Source organism: Micromonospora sp. NPDC050417, from assembly GCF_044458865.1.
Classification (GTDB): Bacteria; Actinomycetota; Actinomycetes; order Mycobacteriales; family Micromonosporaceae; genus Micromonospora_G.
Genome location: NZ_JBITIH010000004.1, coordinates 93990 through 107918, shown reverse-complemented (window position 1 = coordinate 107918; position 13929 = coordinate 93990). Strand labels below are relative to the sequence as shown.

The following is a 13929-nucleotide window of genomic DNA, read 5'->3' as shown; positions in this document are numbered from 1 at the left end:
GGGGGGCGCGGCGGGCCCGGCCCCCGCGCCGGTCGTCGCGCGTGTGGGGGTTGTCGCCGCGGCGCCCGCGCGCCCTTCCGAGGCCGTCCACCGGGGGGGCCCCTCCTTTCACTTCAGGTGCGGTTGACGAGCTTGAGGAAGGCGGCGGGGTGGACGACGGGGATGCCGTACTTCCGGGCCTGCCGGGCCTTGCCGGAGAGGCTGTCCGGATCGGCGGCCACCAGCAGGGCGGTCTTCTTCGTCACCGACCGTCCGACCTGGTAACCGGCGCCGAACGCGCGTGCCTCCCAGACCTCACGGGCCTCGTCCATCTGACCGGTGAAGACCACGAGGTCACCGGCGGCGAGCGCGAAGCGTTGCGGTACGGGGGCCACCGCAGGTGCACCGGGTCCGGTGGAGAGCGCTTCGGCGATCGCCCCGTCGACCTCGTCGGAGGCCAGGTCGAGCAGGGATGCGACCTCGTGCAGGTCGCCCAGTTCCTCCGTGGTGACGATGCCGTCGTCGGCCGCCTCCGCCGCCAACGCGCGTAGGTACTGCCGGTGTAGGAGAACGACCTCACGGCGGGTGAGTTTCAGCGCGTTCGCGGTTTCGACCAGGGCGTCGGTCTCGGCCGCGGAGAGGTAGCGGTCGAGCAGCGCTTGGTCGAGCAGGGCAAGGTACGCGTCCGCCTGCGGCGGTTCGGGTACGCGCGGCAGCCGGTCGACGAGCCGGGCCAGGAAGTGGACCTGTCGGGCGGCGGCGGCACCGCGGGTGATCGCCGTCGCGGCAGTGGTGGGGGCAAACTCGGGCCACGCCTGTTTGCCCGCCAGCCGGATCGCGTCCTCCCAGGGTGGGGGCTGTCCCGCCGCGACGAGGTAGTACGCGAGTAGGCGGGCTGCCGCCAGCGCGTCGTCCAGGGCAGAGTGGGCTTGTTGCTGGGGGATCGCGGCGGCGAGACAGCAGTCGGCGAGGCTGCGGCTGGCCAGCGGGAGGAAGCGTGGCGCCAGCCGCATGGTGCAGAGCCCGTCCGTGTGGTGGATCGGCACCGTGGCGCCGAGGCGGGCGTACTCGGCGGTGACGAACCGGGCGTCGAAGGCGAGGTTGTGTGCGACCACGAGACGGTGCCGGAGGCGTTGCGCGATCTCCCCGGCGAGCTGCCGGAAGGTGGGTGCGTGTCGTACGTCGGCGGCCCGGATGGCGTGTATCCGCTGTGGACCAAGATCCCGCTCGGGGTTGACCAGGCTCGACCACTGGTCGGTGACTCGACCTCGTTCGTCCACATGCACCACGGCGATCTCACAGACCCGGTCGTGCATGGCCGGGTTGAGACCGGTGGTCTCCACGTCGATGACGGCGTACACCTGGCGCCACCTTCTCTGCTGTCGGGGCACAGGCAAGCCACACTATTGACGACAATCGGCGATCAGTACGGCCGAAGGTACCGCCCTGCCCGCTACGTGCAGTCGGCCGGTCGGGGCTGGAGCGGACCTACCGTCGGGGGCGGGATCTACAGTCGGCTGGCGAGCCAGGAGCTCCACTCCTGCATGACCCGCTGGGACTCGACGCCGAACCGGAGTACGGCGTAGGCGCCGAACTTGGGATGGGTGGTGTTGTCGTAGCCCTCGGCCCGCATCCAGTCGAGTTCCTCCTCGAAGGCGGCGAGCGTGGCGGCGGCCTGTTCGGCGAGGCCCTGGTAGAGGGCCGCCATCTGTTGTGGATCGGCGCTGTTCACCGCGTACGCCTTGAGCGCGACCTCGCTGCGGGGCGCGATGGTCGGTGGCTGGCGCCGTCCCGGCCGATGTCGCTGCTCACCTTTCAGGGGGGCGACCGGCTCAGCCGAGCCTGGAGCGGTACCAACGCCTCCTGGGACCGGGCGCTCGGCTGCGCCGACGAGCGGGTCAGGACCATCACCATGGAGGGCGGACCCACCCACGTTTACACCACCACCTGCCCCGGCGGCACCGAGCACGTCGTCTACGCGGTGGCCCGGATGGCGCACAGTTGGCCCGCTGACGCGAGCCAACTGATGTGGGAGTTCTTCAGCCGACACCCACTGCCGTGACGCCCGTTCAGTCCTTCATCTTCACGGTGACCGTGGCGGTGTCGGCAGGGACGGGTGCTACGACCTGTCCCGACGGGGCCGATAATGTGCCGGGAACCGTCGGTCGGAGAGTGGGGCGACGCATGGTCACGGGCTTGACGCTGCCGCCGTCGGTCGAGGCGGGGCGGGTGGTCGACGCGGTCCTCGCGGACCTGCGCGACGGGGCGCACCGAGGCGTGGTGGTCGACTCGCCGCCGGGTGCCGGCAAGTCGACCCTGGTGGTGCGGGCCGCCGTGGAACTCGCGTCGGCCGGCGCGCCGCTGATCGTCATTGCCCAGACCAACGAGCAGGTCGACGACCTGATCGACCGGCTGGCGGTGGCCGCGCCCGTGCTGCGGATCGGCCGGCTCTCGGCCACCGACTACGTGCCTTCGGAGCGGGTCTCGCGGCACGACAGCGTCCGGGTCGCGGCCAAGGTCGCGGAGCTGGGTGGTCCGGCCGTGATCATCGGTACGGCGGCCAAGTGGGCCATGGTCTCCGAAGGTTCCTGGCCCTGGGCGATCGTGGACGAGGCGTACCAGATGCGCTCCGACGCCCTGCTCCGGGTGGCTGCCCGGTTCGAGCGGGCGCTCTTTGTCGGCGACCCCGGTCAGCTCGACCCGTTCTCGACCGTGGACACGGTCCGCTGGACGGGTCTGACCTGGGATCCGATGCAGAGCGCCGTCGCGGTGCTGCTTCGGCACAATCCGGAGCTGCCGGTACACCGGCTGCCGGTCTCCTGGCGGTTGCCGGCCTCCGCGGCACCGGTGGTGGCGCAGGCGTTCTACCCGTTCACCGGTTTCCGGGCCGGTACGTCGGCCGGGGACCGGACGCTCGCGCTGACCGTGCCCGGACCGGGTGACCCGGTCGACGCGGCGTTGGAGTTGGCCGCCGCCAGCGGTTGGGCGCTGTACGAGCTACCCGCCCGGCACACCCCGCGCACGGACACCGAGGCTGCGGCGGCCTGTGCCGCGTTGGCCCGGCGGGTGCTCGAACGCGGGGCGGTGGCGGTTTCGGAGCGTTCCCCTGAGGGGGCGCCGGTCGACGCGTCCCGGATCGCGATCGGCGCCGCCCACCGGGACCAGGTCGCGGTGATCCGGTCGTTGCTCGGCCCGGCGGGGGAAGGGGTCACGGTGGACACCGCGAACCGGCTCCAGGGCCGCGAGTACGACCTGACCGTGGTGTTGCACCCGCTCTCCGGGCGGCGTGACGCGACCGCGTTCCACCTGGAGTCGGGGCGGCTCTGTGTGCTGACCTCCCGGCACCGGCACGCCTGCGTGGTGGTGGCCCGCGCCGGCATCGCCGACCTGCTCGACGCCCACCCCTCGACCGAGCCGGTGCACCTGAACGTGCCGGTGAAGTTTCCCGACGGCTGGGAGGCGAACCAGTCGATGATGTCGGTGCTGGAGGGTTCCCGCGCGTTGCGTCAGTAGCCGTTGACGACCTGGTTGAGCAGCGGTTCGCCGGCGACGTGCCGGCGCAGTTGGTCCCCGGCCAGCCGGTAGACGCGGGCCATCAGGCCGTGCACCATCGCGCCGACGTGTGGCGTGATCAGTACGTTCGGCAGCCCCCAGAGCGGGTCGTCGGCGGGGAGCGGTTCCGGTTCGGTGACGTCGAGTGCCGCCTGGATCCGGCCGGTGGCGAGTTCGGCGTAGAGCGCCTCCGGGTCGGCGACCGGGCCACGGGAGGCGTTGACGAGCAGGGCGCCGTCCGGCATCGCTGCCAGGAAACGGGCGTCGATCAGGCCCCGGGTCTGCTCGGTGAGCGGCACCAGCAGGATCACGATGTCCGCCTCGGGCAGCAGTCGCGGCAGTTCGGTGACCGCGTGGACGTTCTCCTCGGGGCGGGCGGTGCGGGCGGCCAGGGTCAGGGTCACGCCGAACGGGGCGAGCCGGGCGGCGACGGCGGTGCCGATCGAGCCGGCGCCGACGATCAGTACGCGCTTGCCGTACAGCTCGTCGGTCGGTGCGACCTCCCGGTGCGCCCACTCGTGCCGCTGCTGGGCGCGGACGAGGGCGGGGAACCGGCGAAGCTGGGCCAGGATCGCGCCGACCACCCATTCCGCCGTCGACGAGTCGTGCACGCTGCGTGCGTCGCAGAGGGTGACGGTCGGAGGCAGCACCCTGATCCACGCGTCCGCTCCCGCACTGGGTAGCTGGATCACCCGCAGGTCGTGCAGGCGGGGAAGGAGTGCGGCGTTGGATGGTTGGCCGATGAACGTCGGCAGCCAGAACTCGACCCCGCTCGGGTCGGACGGAAGTTGGGCCGCGTCGTCCGCGACCTCGACGGTGACGCTGGGCGGCAACTCGCCGAGCAGCGGTATGCCGGACTTATGAGGAATCCACGCCTTCACGTATTAAAACGATAGCTTTTCATGATTCCTCGATGGCTGTCGGACCCGGAAATCCGCAGGTCGGAAGCGTTTCGTCGATGGGGGGCCGGAGGGCGGCGATCATCGTCGTGACTGTTGTGCGGTGAATCATAAGCAACTTCTATAAGCCGATGATATATAACTGGGTCGTGGCGAACGGATCTTCGGACAGCGACCCCGACCTGCTCCGTACGGTGACCAGCTTCGACCGGGTGTTACGACTGCTGCGGCGGCTCACCACGCCGGACGGGCTCAGCCTCACCGCCGCCTCCACCCTCTACCGGCTGGACGAGTTCGGTGCGCACCGCCTCTCCGACCTGGCCGTGGCGGAAGGTGTCACCCAGCCCGGCATGACCCAACTCGTCTCCCGACTGCAACGCGACGGGCTCGCCGTACGCGGAGGAGACCCCGCCGACGGCCGGGTGGTCGTCGTCGAGATCACCGAGGCCGGCCGGGAACTGGTACGCGACCGACGCGCCGCCCGCGCCCGGATGCTCGCCGCACTCCTCGCCGACCTGTCGGCACCGGAGCGGGAAGCCGTGGTGACCTCGCTGCGGGTGCTCGACCGGCTCGCCGAACGAACAGCCGCACACTGAACGACGATCTCGACAAGGACATGTGATCCGATGGTTCTGAACGGGCGCGACAGCACCAGCCCCGGCATCGACCGGCGCGGTCCGGCCGGCGGCGCCGACAGCCCCCGCTACAAGTGGATCGCGCTGTCGAACACCACCCTCGGCATGCTGCTCGCCACGATCAACTCGTCGATCGTGCTGATCTCGCTACCGGCGATCTTCAACGGCGTGCACCTCAACCCGCTGGAGCCGGGGAACGTCAGCTACCTGCTCTGGATGCTGATGGGCTACATGCTGGTCACCGCCGTCCTGGTGGTGACCCTCGGCCGGCTCGGCGACATGTACGGGCGGGTCCGCATCTACAACGCCGGCTTCGCCATCTTCACCGTCACCTCGATCGTGCTCTCCCTCGACCCGCTCGACGGCGGGGGAGGAGCACTCTGGCTGATCGGCTGGCGGGTGCTCCAGGCCGTCGGCGGCTCGATGCTGATGGCGAACGCCGCCGCGATCGTCACCGACGTCTTCCCCGCGCGGCAACGCGGCACCGCGCTCGGCATCAACATCGTCGCCGGCATCGCCGGCTCGTTCATCGGACTGGTCCTCGGTGGACTGCTCTCCGAGTGGAACTGGCGCTCGGTGTTCTGGGTCAACGTACCGATCGGCCTGCTCGGCACCATCTGGGCGTACCGCTCGCTGCACGACACCGGCGTACGGGTCAGGGCAAGGATCGACTGGTGGGGCAACCTCACCTTCGCCGTCGGGCTGACCGCGCTGCTCGCCGGCATCACGTACGGCATCCAGCCCTACGGCGGACACACCATGGGCTGGACCAACCCGTGGGTGCTGACCGGACTGATCGGCGGCGCCGCCGTACTCGTGCTCTTCTGTGTGATCGAGTCCCGGGTGGCCGAGCCGATGTTCCCGCTGAAGCTGTTCCGGATCGCCGCCTTCGCCAGCGGCAACGCCGCCAGCCTGCTCGGTTCGATCGCCCGTGGCGGACTCCAGTTCATGCTGATCATCTGGTTGCAGGGCATCTGGCTACCGCTGCACGGCTACAACTACGAGCAGACCCCGCTCTGGGCCGGCATCTACCTGCTCCCACTCACCATCGGGTTCCTCGCCGCCGGGCCGCTCGCCGGCGCCCTCTCCGACCGGTACGGCGCCCGGCTCTTCGCCGCCGGCGGACTGGTCGTGATGGCCGCCTCCTTCGCCGGGTTGCTGCTCATCCCGAGCGACTTCAACTACTGGGTCTTCGCCGCGCTGGTCTTCCTCAACGGGCTCGGCGGTGGTCTCTTCGCCGCCCCGAACACCGCGCTGGTCATGTCGAGCGTGCCGGCCCGGCTGCGGGGTGCCGCCTCCGGTATGCGGGCGACCTTCCAGAACGCCGGCATGGTGCTCTCCATCGGTGTCTTCTTCTCGCTGATGGTGGCCGGGCTCGCCGGGTCGCTGCCGGGGACGCTCGACGCCGGGTTGACCGCGCAGGGCGTACCGGCCGCCGCCGCGCACACCGTCGCCGAACTGCCGCCGGTCGGTACGCTCTTCGCCGCGTTCCTGGGCTACAACCCGATCGAGCAACTGCTCGGCCCGCAGGTGCTCGGTGCCCTGCCGGCGGTGAACGCCGAGACGCTGACCGGTCGGGAGTTCTTCCCGCATCTGATCGCGGGACCGTTCCACCATGGACTCGGCGTCGTCTTCTGGCTCGCGATCGTGATGGCGCTGGTCGGTGCGGCGGCGTCGCTGTTCGCGCCGAAGACCCGCCCGTCCGGGCCGGGGGAGGACCTGGTCACCCGGGAGCCGGGCGGAGCCCCGACCGGCGGCCGATCCACGTGACACCGGTCATGATCGGCTCGCGCCGGACGTGGGGGCGGTAAGCTCGCTCCCGTGGCCGCCGTGACACTTACCCGCCCCCTGTGGTGGGTGGCGCGCCGGTCACTGCGGCTGCTCACCGGCCTGATCCTGATGGCCCTCCTGCTCGGCCTGAGCGCCGGCACCGGTGAGGTGGCACCCGCAACGCCATCGCTCGCCGCCGCGTCGGCCGCCGCCGCGACCACGCCGTCCACGGGTGACGCGACAACGACGGACCCGCGCGGGGTGGTCGCCGAACCACCGACAGGCACGAGGCCCGAGGCCGGTGCCGCCGAGACCGAAGTCGGCGAAGGCACCCAGGTCGTCGCGCCGGTGGAGGTCGACGGTGCCGTCGAACCCGCCCCGGTGGCGGCCGAACGGGCGACCCTCACCTCCGTCGAGCCGGACCCACGGTCGATCCGGCGAGTGCCCGCCGCCGCCCACGCGTCGAGCGGCTCCGGGCACGGCCTCCCCACCGGCCAGCGGGCCCCGCCGCTGCGCTGACACCCCGCCGGCGTCACGCCGGTGCGCGGGTGTTCCGTGGCGCACGCACGTTCCGCACCGCACCGCAGCCCCGGCCCGGGGTTCCGGACCGGGACGTCGGACATGCGTCCGCCTCCCCGGTCGGATCCCTGAACGTCATCGTTTATCGCCGAGGTGTGCTGGTTATGGAAAACCTCATGTACTTCTTCCTGCTCGACATCCCACGGGCCGCGATGATCTGGTCCGCCCTGATCGTGGTGGCACTCGCCGCGATGGCGGCCCTGATCGCCCGTCGACCCAGACCTGAAGCCGTCGACGCCGGCGACGTCCTGCGTGGCGCGCAGGGCGGTCGACTCCGGGCGGCGGTTGCCGGCCGGGCGCGGCTCACCGCCGAGGCGGAGGAGTTGGCCCGCTACGCCGAAGAGGTGGGGGTCGCGGCAACGCGGGCAGCCGAGACGGCGCGCCGACGCCGCGAGGAATGGCTCGCCTCGCAGGACGAGGTCGAGGAGGCGTGGAAGGCGTACGAGGCCGCTGACGCCGACGCGAGGCGGGTCGCCGCGACCACGTACCTGCCGGTGCCGCGTACGCCCCGTACCCCGGCCGAGTACGCCGACCGGGAGCGTTACCTGCACCGGGCGGCGTTGAGCGCCTGTGGCCGGCAGGAACTGTCGGTGTGGGAGCTGAGCAACGCGCTCGCGCACCGCAACGGGTGGGACCCGCGCCGGCACCCGGTGGAGCAGGAGGTTGTGCTGCGCCGGGCCGTACGCGATGGCCGACTCGCCGCCCAGCGTCGGGCGGCGGAACGGGAGCGGGCTGCCTGGCACACCGCCGAGGCGGCGGCCGTTGCCGCGCAGAGCCTGCGGGACGAGGCGTTCGCCGCCACCGAGCGGGCCCGTCAGGCGGCGCACCTGCTGCCCCCGGGCGGCGGTACGGGCAACGGACCGACCCGGGACGTGTCCCGCCGACCGCAGCAGGCCGCCCGGTGGCGCGCGGCACGCGCCGGCTGACCCCGGCCGGCTGGTGTGACCGGCCGACCGAACCCGGGACGGTGTCGTACCGCCCCGGGCGCTGATCGGCGTAGCCGGAGGTGGACGGGGTCAGTGCAGACCGAAGCAGGTGCCGCAGCCTCCGCCGGGCTCGCCGAGGTGGGGGTCGTCGGTCAGGATCACCGGCTTGGTCACCAGTGGGTCGTCGACCGGGATCGGCTCGGCGGTCATCTCCAGATCGTCGGTGAAGGTGAGGCGCAGGCAGGCGACCGGCGCGGCGATGTTCCGCATGAGACAGACCCCGAGCTGGCCGGGGATGGCCCGACCGATCGTCGTCGCGGTCACCGGCGTCGGACCGTCCGACCGGTACGGCCGCAGTTGACTGTCGAAGGCGTACGCCTGGTCCTGGTCGGTCCGGAACGAGACGATGGTGAAGCGGAACAGTGCTGAGTCGGGCCCACAGTTGGTGATCTCCGCAGGGACCGTGACCCGGCCGTAGGTGTCCAGCGCGGGCGCGCCGAAGTGCCCGGTGGCGCAGGTCGTGGCGAACCAGACCCGGGGGATGGGCGACCCTGTCGCGGTGGTGACCGGTCCTCCCGTCGTGCGCACCCCGACCGGCGGTTCGGTGGTGGTGGGTCCGGCGACCGCGGTGGTGGTAGCCACGACGACCAGGAGTGCCGTCGTGGCGAGGACTGCCAGCAGTGGGGAGAGGCGGACCGGCGATCGGTTCATGGGTCTCCTTGGACGGGCGCGGTCAGGGCGCCACGGGCGGAGGCGGGATCACGATCGCACCCCGATCCCGGGGATCGACGAAACAGGTGGCGCAGGCGCCGATCGGAGTGCCGAGCAGATGGACGCCGCCTGCCGTGCCGGCGAGCGTCCCCGTCACCTGTGCCTGCTGGGTCGGTGACGGGGAGGCGGTCCCGTCCGCCACCGCCGCCCCGGCGACGGCGGTGGCGGCGAGCAGCCCGGCCACGGCGGTGGCGAGCATGATCGGTGCAGGGCGGGCGGAGCGGTGTCTCATGCGTCTTCCTTCGCGGCTGGGCTGGCCTGGTCGGGTGGGTTCTTCGCAGTGGGAGCGGCGGTGCGGGTGGTCGGGATGGGGGCGGCGCCAGCGGCACCGAGGAGGAGAGCGAGTTGGAACCTGTTCTCCACGCCGAGCCGATCCATCAGCTCCCGCATGGTGTACGCCACCGTCCGTACGCTCAGTTTCAGCTCGTTGGCGGCGGACACGTCGGTGTGTCCGGCGGACAGGAGCGCGACGAGCGCCTGCTCTCGGGGCGTGAGTGTGATGGGCGGAACCCCCTGTCGGTGCGGATCGCGTCCCTGCGCCCACAACCGGTCGAAGAGTCCGCAGAGTGCCTGTACCGCCGGTGCGTCGTCGACCTCGACGACCCCGGCTTCGAAGTTCAGCGGGTCGGCCGGAAAAAGCGCGACGCGTCGGTCGAAGACCATGAGTTTGAGTGGAAGGTCCGGTAACTCCCGGTAGATGCCACTGGCGTTGCCCAACTGGGCCAGGTGGGCGGTCGACCGGTCGCCGTCGCCCGGCGGGCGGCCGACGATCCGCATCTGCACACCCCGTTCGACCAGGGCACGGTCAGTCGGCAACGCGGCAGCGGTCACCTCGGCGGTGAGCACCTCCTCGTTGTTGATGGCGAGATGTTCGTGTCGTTCGGCAGCGGCCAGGTGGACGATCCGGCGACGGGCCAGTGGGCGGCTGCCCCAGATCCGGGTCCGGGACGGCTCCAGCGTCGGCATCCGCAGGCCGTCGATCGCCGCGAAGTGCCGCCGCCAGCGGTCCCGGTCGGTGCTGGGTAGGGCCGGTCGACGTAACCGGCCCAGCACCTGCGGCAGCGGGCAGGGATCCCAGCGCCGGGAGGCCCTGGCCCTGCCTCGTACGGCCGGCGAACCGACCGGTTGGGCTGCCCGGAGCGCGGCCAGCTCGTCCAGGGCGGCGACCACCCGGGCCCGAGCGAGGCCGAGTTCCCGGCTCAGCTCGGTGTCCCTCCGACCGCCGAGCATGGTCAGCGCCCGGTAGACGAGGTCCGCGTCGGGCGACACCCCCCAGCGGGTAAGGCGCGGAATCGTCGCGGTGGCGTCGGACACCAGATCCTCCCGTTGACCTTTCACGAGCGGTGCCCCCCGCTCCCGCCCGTACACAGAACACCATCCGGTCAACCAGAGCGGAAGGGCCAGCAGGGCAGTTGCAGGATCATGCAACGGCCTGATCGGGAATGCTTGCCCAGTCGGCCCGGATTCCCGCATTGTCAGTGTGCCGATACACGGCCGAGAGCTACGGAAAACGGGGGGTAGCTCTCCCGTGACGGCAAGGAGCGGGTTCCCGGAGGACGGGTTGGGGCACACGGGGACGGGGCCCGGTCACGGTCACCGTCGGGTCATCAGCGCCGGGTCAGGCGACTGGTGACCCTACGGTGACCACCAGTCCGCTGCCGACGTACCCACCCCTGGCGCGGCGGCGACACCAGCGTCCTAGGCTGGGGTAATGCCCAGGAGCATCGCCACCAACACCCAGGTCGACCGTGACCGTCTGACCGAGTTCCTCGCCCCACGCCACCGTGCGATCCTGCTCACCAGCCGCGCCGACGGCCGCCCGCAGTCGTCCCCGGTGACCTGTGGTGTCGATCCGGCCGGCCGGATCGTCATCTCGACCTATCCCGAGCGCGCGAAGGTGGCCAACCTCCGCCGCGACCCACGCGTCTCGGTCTGCGTCCTCTCCGACGACTGGAACGGGCCCTGGGTCCAGGTCGACGGTACGGCCGAGGTGCTCGACCTGCCCGAGGCGTTGGAACCACTGGTGGAGTACTTCCGTTGCATCTCGGGGGAGCACCCGAACTGGGACGAGTACCGGCAGGCGATGGTGTCCCAGGGCAAGTCGCTGATCCGGGTGACCATCGAGAGCTGGGGGCCGCTCGCCACCGGTGGTTTTCCGGCCCGGCTCGCCGACGCCTGATCCCACCCCGGGCGGTTTGCCCGTTCCAGCCCGGCCCCGGCCGGGCTGGGGCAGCATACGGAAATGACCCGTATCGAGACCCCGTTCGGCTTCTCCTCCACCGCCGCCGAGGTGGCGGAGGGGATCGACCTGGCCGGTCGCCGGGTGGTCGTCACCGGCGGAGCGTCGGGGATCGGGGTGGAGACCGCCCGGGCGTTGGCGGGGATCGGCGCCGAGGTGACGCTCGCCGTACGCAACACCGACGCCGGGGCGCGTACCGCCATGGACATCACCGGCACCACCGGCAACAAGGAGGTCCACGTCGCCCCGCTGGACCTGGCCGACCGTTCGTCGATCGCCGCCTTCGTCGACAACTGGGCCGGTCCGCTGCACGTGCTGGTCAACAACGCCGGCATCATGGCCTCGCCCGAGCAGCGTACGACCGACGGGTGGGAGATGCAGTTCGCTACCAACCATCTCGGTCACTTCGCGCTCGCCTTGGGCCTCTACGACGCACTGGCGGAGGCCGGGGGCGCCCGGATCGTCGCGCTCAGTTCCAGTGCGCACATGCTCTCGCCGGTGATCTTCGACGACCTCCAGTTCTCCTTCCGTGCCTACGACCCCTGGCTGGCGTACGGGCAGTCCAAGTCCGCGAACATCCTGTTCGCGGTCGGCGTCTTCGCGCGCTGGGGTGACGCGGGCATCACGGCGAACGCGTTGAACCCGGGCGCGATCGAGACCAACCTCCAGCGTCACGTCGGTGGCACGTTGAGTACGCCTCCCGAACTGGTCAAGACGCCCGAGCAGGGGGCCGCGACCTCGGTCCTGCTGGCCACGTCACCGCTGCTCGACGGGATCGGTGGTCGCTACTTCGAGAACTGCCAGGAGGCGTCGGTGATCGAGCGGCGGGGCGACGATTTCAGCGGGGTCGCGCCGTTCGTTCTCGACCGGGCCAACGCCGACCGGCTCTGGGAGATCTCGCTGCGGCTGCTCGGCTGAGCGGGGCGTTCACTCTGGTGGGCCGGCGACGACCTGGAGTTGCAGGGGACGGTAGTCGGTGTGCGGGTCGGCGACGGTGAAGCCGGCCGAGTCGAGGATGGACCAGGCCGCCTGTCGCATGGCCTCGGCGATGGCACCGAAGTGGTGCAGCACCGGGTCGTCGGTTCGCTGTTCGGTGACGCTCTCCGCGACCGCGTTGCCAAGTCGTCGGTGTGGTCGCCAGAGGACGAAGACGCCGCCGGCCTCGTCGTCGCCGGGGTCGACGTCCACCGTCACACCGGCGAAGTAGTCGGGTTCGTTCTCGACCGCGACCGGCAGGCCGGCCTCGGCGAGCGTGTCCCGGACCCGAGCCGCGAGCCGCTTCCAGTCGTCGAGCACCTCGGACGACACGAGCGTGAACACGCCTTGCTCCTCCGGTGTCCGTTGGCGGCCGTACCACCGGCCCGTCCCTGATCAACTGCAACGACCCTAGCAACGCCGGGTGTCCGCGCAACCGTGCCGCCGTCGTGAGCTGCCAGGCTGTACTCATCGGCGGTCAGGACGGCGGTACGGCCGGAGCTTCGTAGCCGCACCGTCTCGCTCTGCCACTCGTCTTCGGGACACCGGCACGAATCCCCCGCACAAGTTGACGATCCTGTTCGGCTGCTCAGTTCCAGCCGCGTCTGATCATCCGCAGGAGTCGCTGCCGGATCGACAGGATCAGGCCCCTTCTGATCGGCCTGTCGTGTTCGCCCCGCGCGATGCGGGCGACAATGGCGTGTTTCCTTGCAACCCTTGCTTGGATAGCCGGATCATGGTGCGACGAAAATGAGTCGGACCGACCTCCGTCGGGTTCATTCCATTCGCGGAGGTCGTCGATCGCCTTGAGGATCTCCTTTCGGGCTTCGATCGAATTGGCCCTGCCGGCTGCACCGTGCAGCGCGGACGCCGCCTCGTCGACCCTTCCGCGAAAGGTGCTGATCACTTCGAGCGCGCCGAGACGCGAATCGTCACTGGACAGGTAGCCCACGTAGAGATCAAGTTCGCTCTCCACGAGATCCTGGCACAGGGTCGTGAGGTCGACCTCTTGTCCGCGCCACTGGATCTTCTCCGGACTTGCCCTCGCCCCGTTGCCAAATATCCCGAGCAACGCAAGCGCGCCCTGCGGGTGTGCGATTTCGTGGCGCGCGAGGCGTTTGACTATCGCGCGAATCGCATAGGGGGTCGCCTCGAATACATTTTCGTTCCAGGCCAGGTCATATGCCAACAACTCGTACGCATCAGAGCTGGCCTCCTCGTCCCCTGACCCGAGATCGTCAAGCAAGGACGGAATGTGGGCGGATCGGCCGATGAAACAGTTCAAATCCGACCAGACGACCTCGTGCATCCTGTACATCCTGCTCGTGGGAGAGGGGTGGAAGACCCTGCCGGCGGGAGAGTTTATGGGGTGTGGGCGGGACGGCTGTGCCGCCGCTGGGTGCGGTGGAGTGGTGGGACGAGCCAGACCGTCCCGGTGGCCCTCGTGTGCTCCAGGGCGACGGGATGATGGACGCGACCATGACCAGCGCCTCGCCCCTGCTCGGCATCATGCCGGCGGTGCGCTTCCTCCTCGTCTTCCAGCGCACCCTGACCCGCGGCGTGAGGGCCGGTGCGGTCAGGTGAAGTCTCGACCGATAGGACCG

The 13929-nt window shown here is 70.7% G+C and carries 17 protein-coding genes; 9 read left to right on the top strand and 8 right to left on the bottom strand.

What is annotated here, in order from left to right; genetic code table 11:
• Positions 1–113: 113 nt before the first annotated feature.
• Together ACIBF5_RS07385 and ACIBF5_RS07380 are read right to left on the bottom strand one after the other, a co-directional pair.
• Complete coding sequence (locus ACIBF5_RS07385) at positions 114–1340, bottom strand: exonuclease domain-containing protein (protein ID WP_396809052.1); 1227 nt, start codon at positions 1338–1340, stop codon at positions 114–116.
• 146 nt (positions 1341–1486) lie between these two features.
• Positions 1487–1750, bottom strand: a complete 264-nt coding sequence (locus ACIBF5_RS07380; RefSeq protein WP_396809412.1) for a hypothetical protein — start codon at positions 1748–1750, stop codon at positions 1487–1489.
• Between the two features lie 27 nt (positions 1751–1777).
• Between ACIBF5_RS07380 and ACIBF5_RS07375 the strand changes: the two genes are divergently transcribed.
• Both ACIBF5_RS07375 and ACIBF5_RS07370 read left to right on the top strand, forming a co-directional pair.
• Positions 1778–2041 (top strand): hypothetical protein, encoded by a 264-nt coding sequence (locus tag ACIBF5_RS07375; RefSeq protein WP_396809427.1) that lies wholly within the window; start codon positions 1778–1780, stop codon positions 2039–2041.
• A gap of 122 nt (positions 2042–2163) precedes the next feature.
• Entirely contained in the window at positions 2164–3492 is a 1329-nt protein-coding gene (locus tag ACIBF5_RS07370; RefSeq protein WP_396809050.1) for an AAA family ATPase, read from the top strand.
• Here the strand turns inward: ACIBF5_RS07370 and ACIBF5_RS07365 are convergent.
• Positions 3486–4412, bottom strand: a complete 927-nt coding sequence (locus ACIBF5_RS07365) for a 2-hydroxyacid dehydrogenase (protein ID WP_396809048.1) — start codon at positions 4410–4412, stop codon at positions 3486–3488. The two genes, ACIBF5_RS07370 and ACIBF5_RS07365, sit on opposite strands and share 7 nt — an antisense overlap.
• Before the next feature lie 167 nt (positions 4413–4579).
• Here ACIBF5_RS07365 and ACIBF5_RS07360 point away from each other — a divergent pair, with 167 nt between their 5' ends.
• From ACIBF5_RS07360 to ACIBF5_RS07345, 4 genes are all read left to right on the top strand, one after another.
• Positions 4580–5026 (top strand): MarR family winged helix-turn-helix transcriptional regulator, encoded by a 447-nt coding sequence (locus ACIBF5_RS07360; protein ID WP_396809047.1) that lies wholly within the window; start codon positions 4580–4582, stop codon positions 5024–5026.
• A gap of 30 nt (positions 5027–5056) precedes the next feature.
• A complete protein-coding gene (locus ACIBF5_RS07355) occupies positions 5057–6835 on the top strand; it encodes an MFS transporter (protein WP_396809045.1) in 1779 nt (592 codons plus the stop codon).
• A 51-nt stretch (positions 6836–6886) separates the two neighbouring features.
• Positions 6887–7354, top strand: coding sequence for a hypothetical protein (locus tag ACIBF5_RS07350; protein ID WP_396809043.1), 468 nt, complete (start codon positions 6887–6889; stop codon positions 7352–7354).
• Positions 7355–7518: 164 nt separating this feature from the next.
• The gene (locus ACIBF5_RS07345; RefSeq protein WP_396809041.1) at positions 7519–8340 is read left to right on the top strand and encodes a hypothetical protein; all 822 of its coding nucleotides are present in this window, start codon (positions 7519–7521) and stop codon (positions 8338–8340) included.
• A gap of 90 nt (positions 8341–8430) precedes the next feature.
• Here ACIBF5_RS07345 and ACIBF5_RS07340 read toward each other — a convergent pair whose 3' ends face one another.
• Genes ACIBF5_RS07340 through ACIBF5_RS07330 form a run of 3 tightly spaced genes read right to left on the bottom strand, consistent with a single transcriptional unit; the run spans position 8431 to position 10425 of the window.
• Positions 8431–9051, bottom strand: a complete 621-nt coding sequence (locus ACIBF5_RS07340; protein WP_396809039.1) for a hypothetical protein — start codon at positions 9049–9051, stop codon at positions 8431–8433.
• Between the two features lie 22 nt (positions 9052–9073).
• Positions 9074–9343 carry a hypothetical protein gene (locus ACIBF5_RS07335; protein WP_396809037.1) on the bottom strand — a complete coding sequence of 90 codons (270 nt, stop codon included), beginning with the start codon at positions 9341–9343 and terminating at the stop codon, positions 9074–9076.
• On the bottom strand, positions 9340–10425 hold the full coding sequence (locus ACIBF5_RS07330) for a LuxR C-terminal-related transcriptional regulator (protein ID WP_396809035.1): 1086 nt from the start codon (positions 10423–10425) through the stop codon (positions 9340–9342). The genes ACIBF5_RS07335 and ACIBF5_RS07330 overlap by 4 nt, the downstream gene beginning before the upstream one ends.
• 397 nt (positions 10426–10822) lie before the next feature.
• On the opposite strand from ACIBF5_RS07330, the gene ACIBF5_RS07325 reads away from it, so the two are divergent.
• Complete coding sequence (locus tag ACIBF5_RS07325; RefSeq protein WP_396809034.1) at positions 10823–11290, top strand: PPOX class F420-dependent oxidoreductase; 468 nt, start codon at positions 10823–10825, stop codon at positions 11288–11290.
• Positions 11291–11353: 63 nt separating this feature from the next.
• Positions 11354–12268: an SDR family NAD(P)-dependent oxidoreductase gene (locus ACIBF5_RS07320; protein WP_396809033.1), complete on the top strand. Its 915-nt coding sequence runs from the start codon at positions 11354–11356 to the stop codon at positions 12266–12268.
• A gap of 9 nt (positions 12269–12277) precedes the next feature.
• On the opposite strand, the gene ACIBF5_RS07315 is transcribed toward ACIBF5_RS07320, so the two are convergent.
• Positions 12278–12670 carry a hypothetical protein gene (locus ACIBF5_RS07315; RefSeq protein ID WP_396809031.1) on the bottom strand — a complete coding sequence of 131 codons (393 nt, stop codon included), beginning with the start codon at positions 12668–12670 and terminating at the stop codon, positions 12278–12280.
• A gap of 244 nt (positions 12671–12914) precedes the next feature.
• Positions 12915–13634 (bottom strand): hypothetical protein, encoded by a 720-nt coding sequence (locus ACIBF5_RS07310; RefSeq protein WP_396809030.1) that lies wholly within the window; start codon positions 13632–13634, stop codon positions 12915–12917.
• A gap of 62 nt (positions 13635–13696) precedes the next feature.
• On the opposite strand from ACIBF5_RS07310, the gene ACIBF5_RS07305 reads away from it, so the two are divergent.
• Complete coding sequence (locus ACIBF5_RS07305) at positions 13697–13909, top strand: hypothetical protein (RefSeq protein WP_396809028.1); 213 nt, start codon at positions 13697–13699, stop codon at positions 13907–13909.
• Positions 13910–13929: the final 20 nt, after the last annotated feature.

Coding starts and splice junctions, on each gene's coding strand:
- ACIBF5_RS07375 (WP_396809427.1), top strand. CDS start 1,778: ATGTCGCTGCTCACCTTTCAGGGGGGCGACCGGCTCAGCCGAGCCTGG.
- ACIBF5_RS07370 (WP_396809050.1), top strand. CDS start 2,164: ATGGTCACGGGCTTGACGCTGCCGCCGTCGGTCGAGGCGGGGCGGGTG.
- ACIBF5_RS07355 (WP_396809045.1), top strand. CDS start 5,057: ATGGTTCTGAACGGGCGCGACAGCACCAGCCCCGGCATCGACCGGCGC.
- ACIBF5_RS07345 (WP_396809041.1), top strand. CDS start 7,519: ATGGAAAACCTCATGTACTTCTTCCTGCTCGACATCCCACGGGCCGCG.
- ACIBF5_RS07340 (WP_396809039.1), bottom strand. CDS start 9,051: ATGAACCGATCGCCGGTCCGCCTCTCCCCACTGCTGGCAGTCCTCGCC.
- ACIBF5_RS07335 (WP_396809037.1), bottom strand. CDS start 9,343: ATGAGACACCGCTCCGCCCGCCCTGCACCGATCATGCTCGCCACCGCC.
- ACIBF5_RS07325 (WP_396809034.1), top strand. CDS start 10,823: ATGCCCAGGAGCATCGCCACCAACACCCAGGTCGACCGTGACCGTCTG.
- ACIBF5_RS07320 (WP_396809033.1), top strand. CDS start 11,354: ATGACCCGTATCGAGACCCCGTTCGGCTTCTCCTCCACCGCCGCCGAG.
- ACIBF5_RS07310 (WP_396809030.1), bottom strand. CDS start 13,634: ATGCACGAGGTCGTCTGGTCGGATTTGAACTGTTTCATCGGCCGATCC.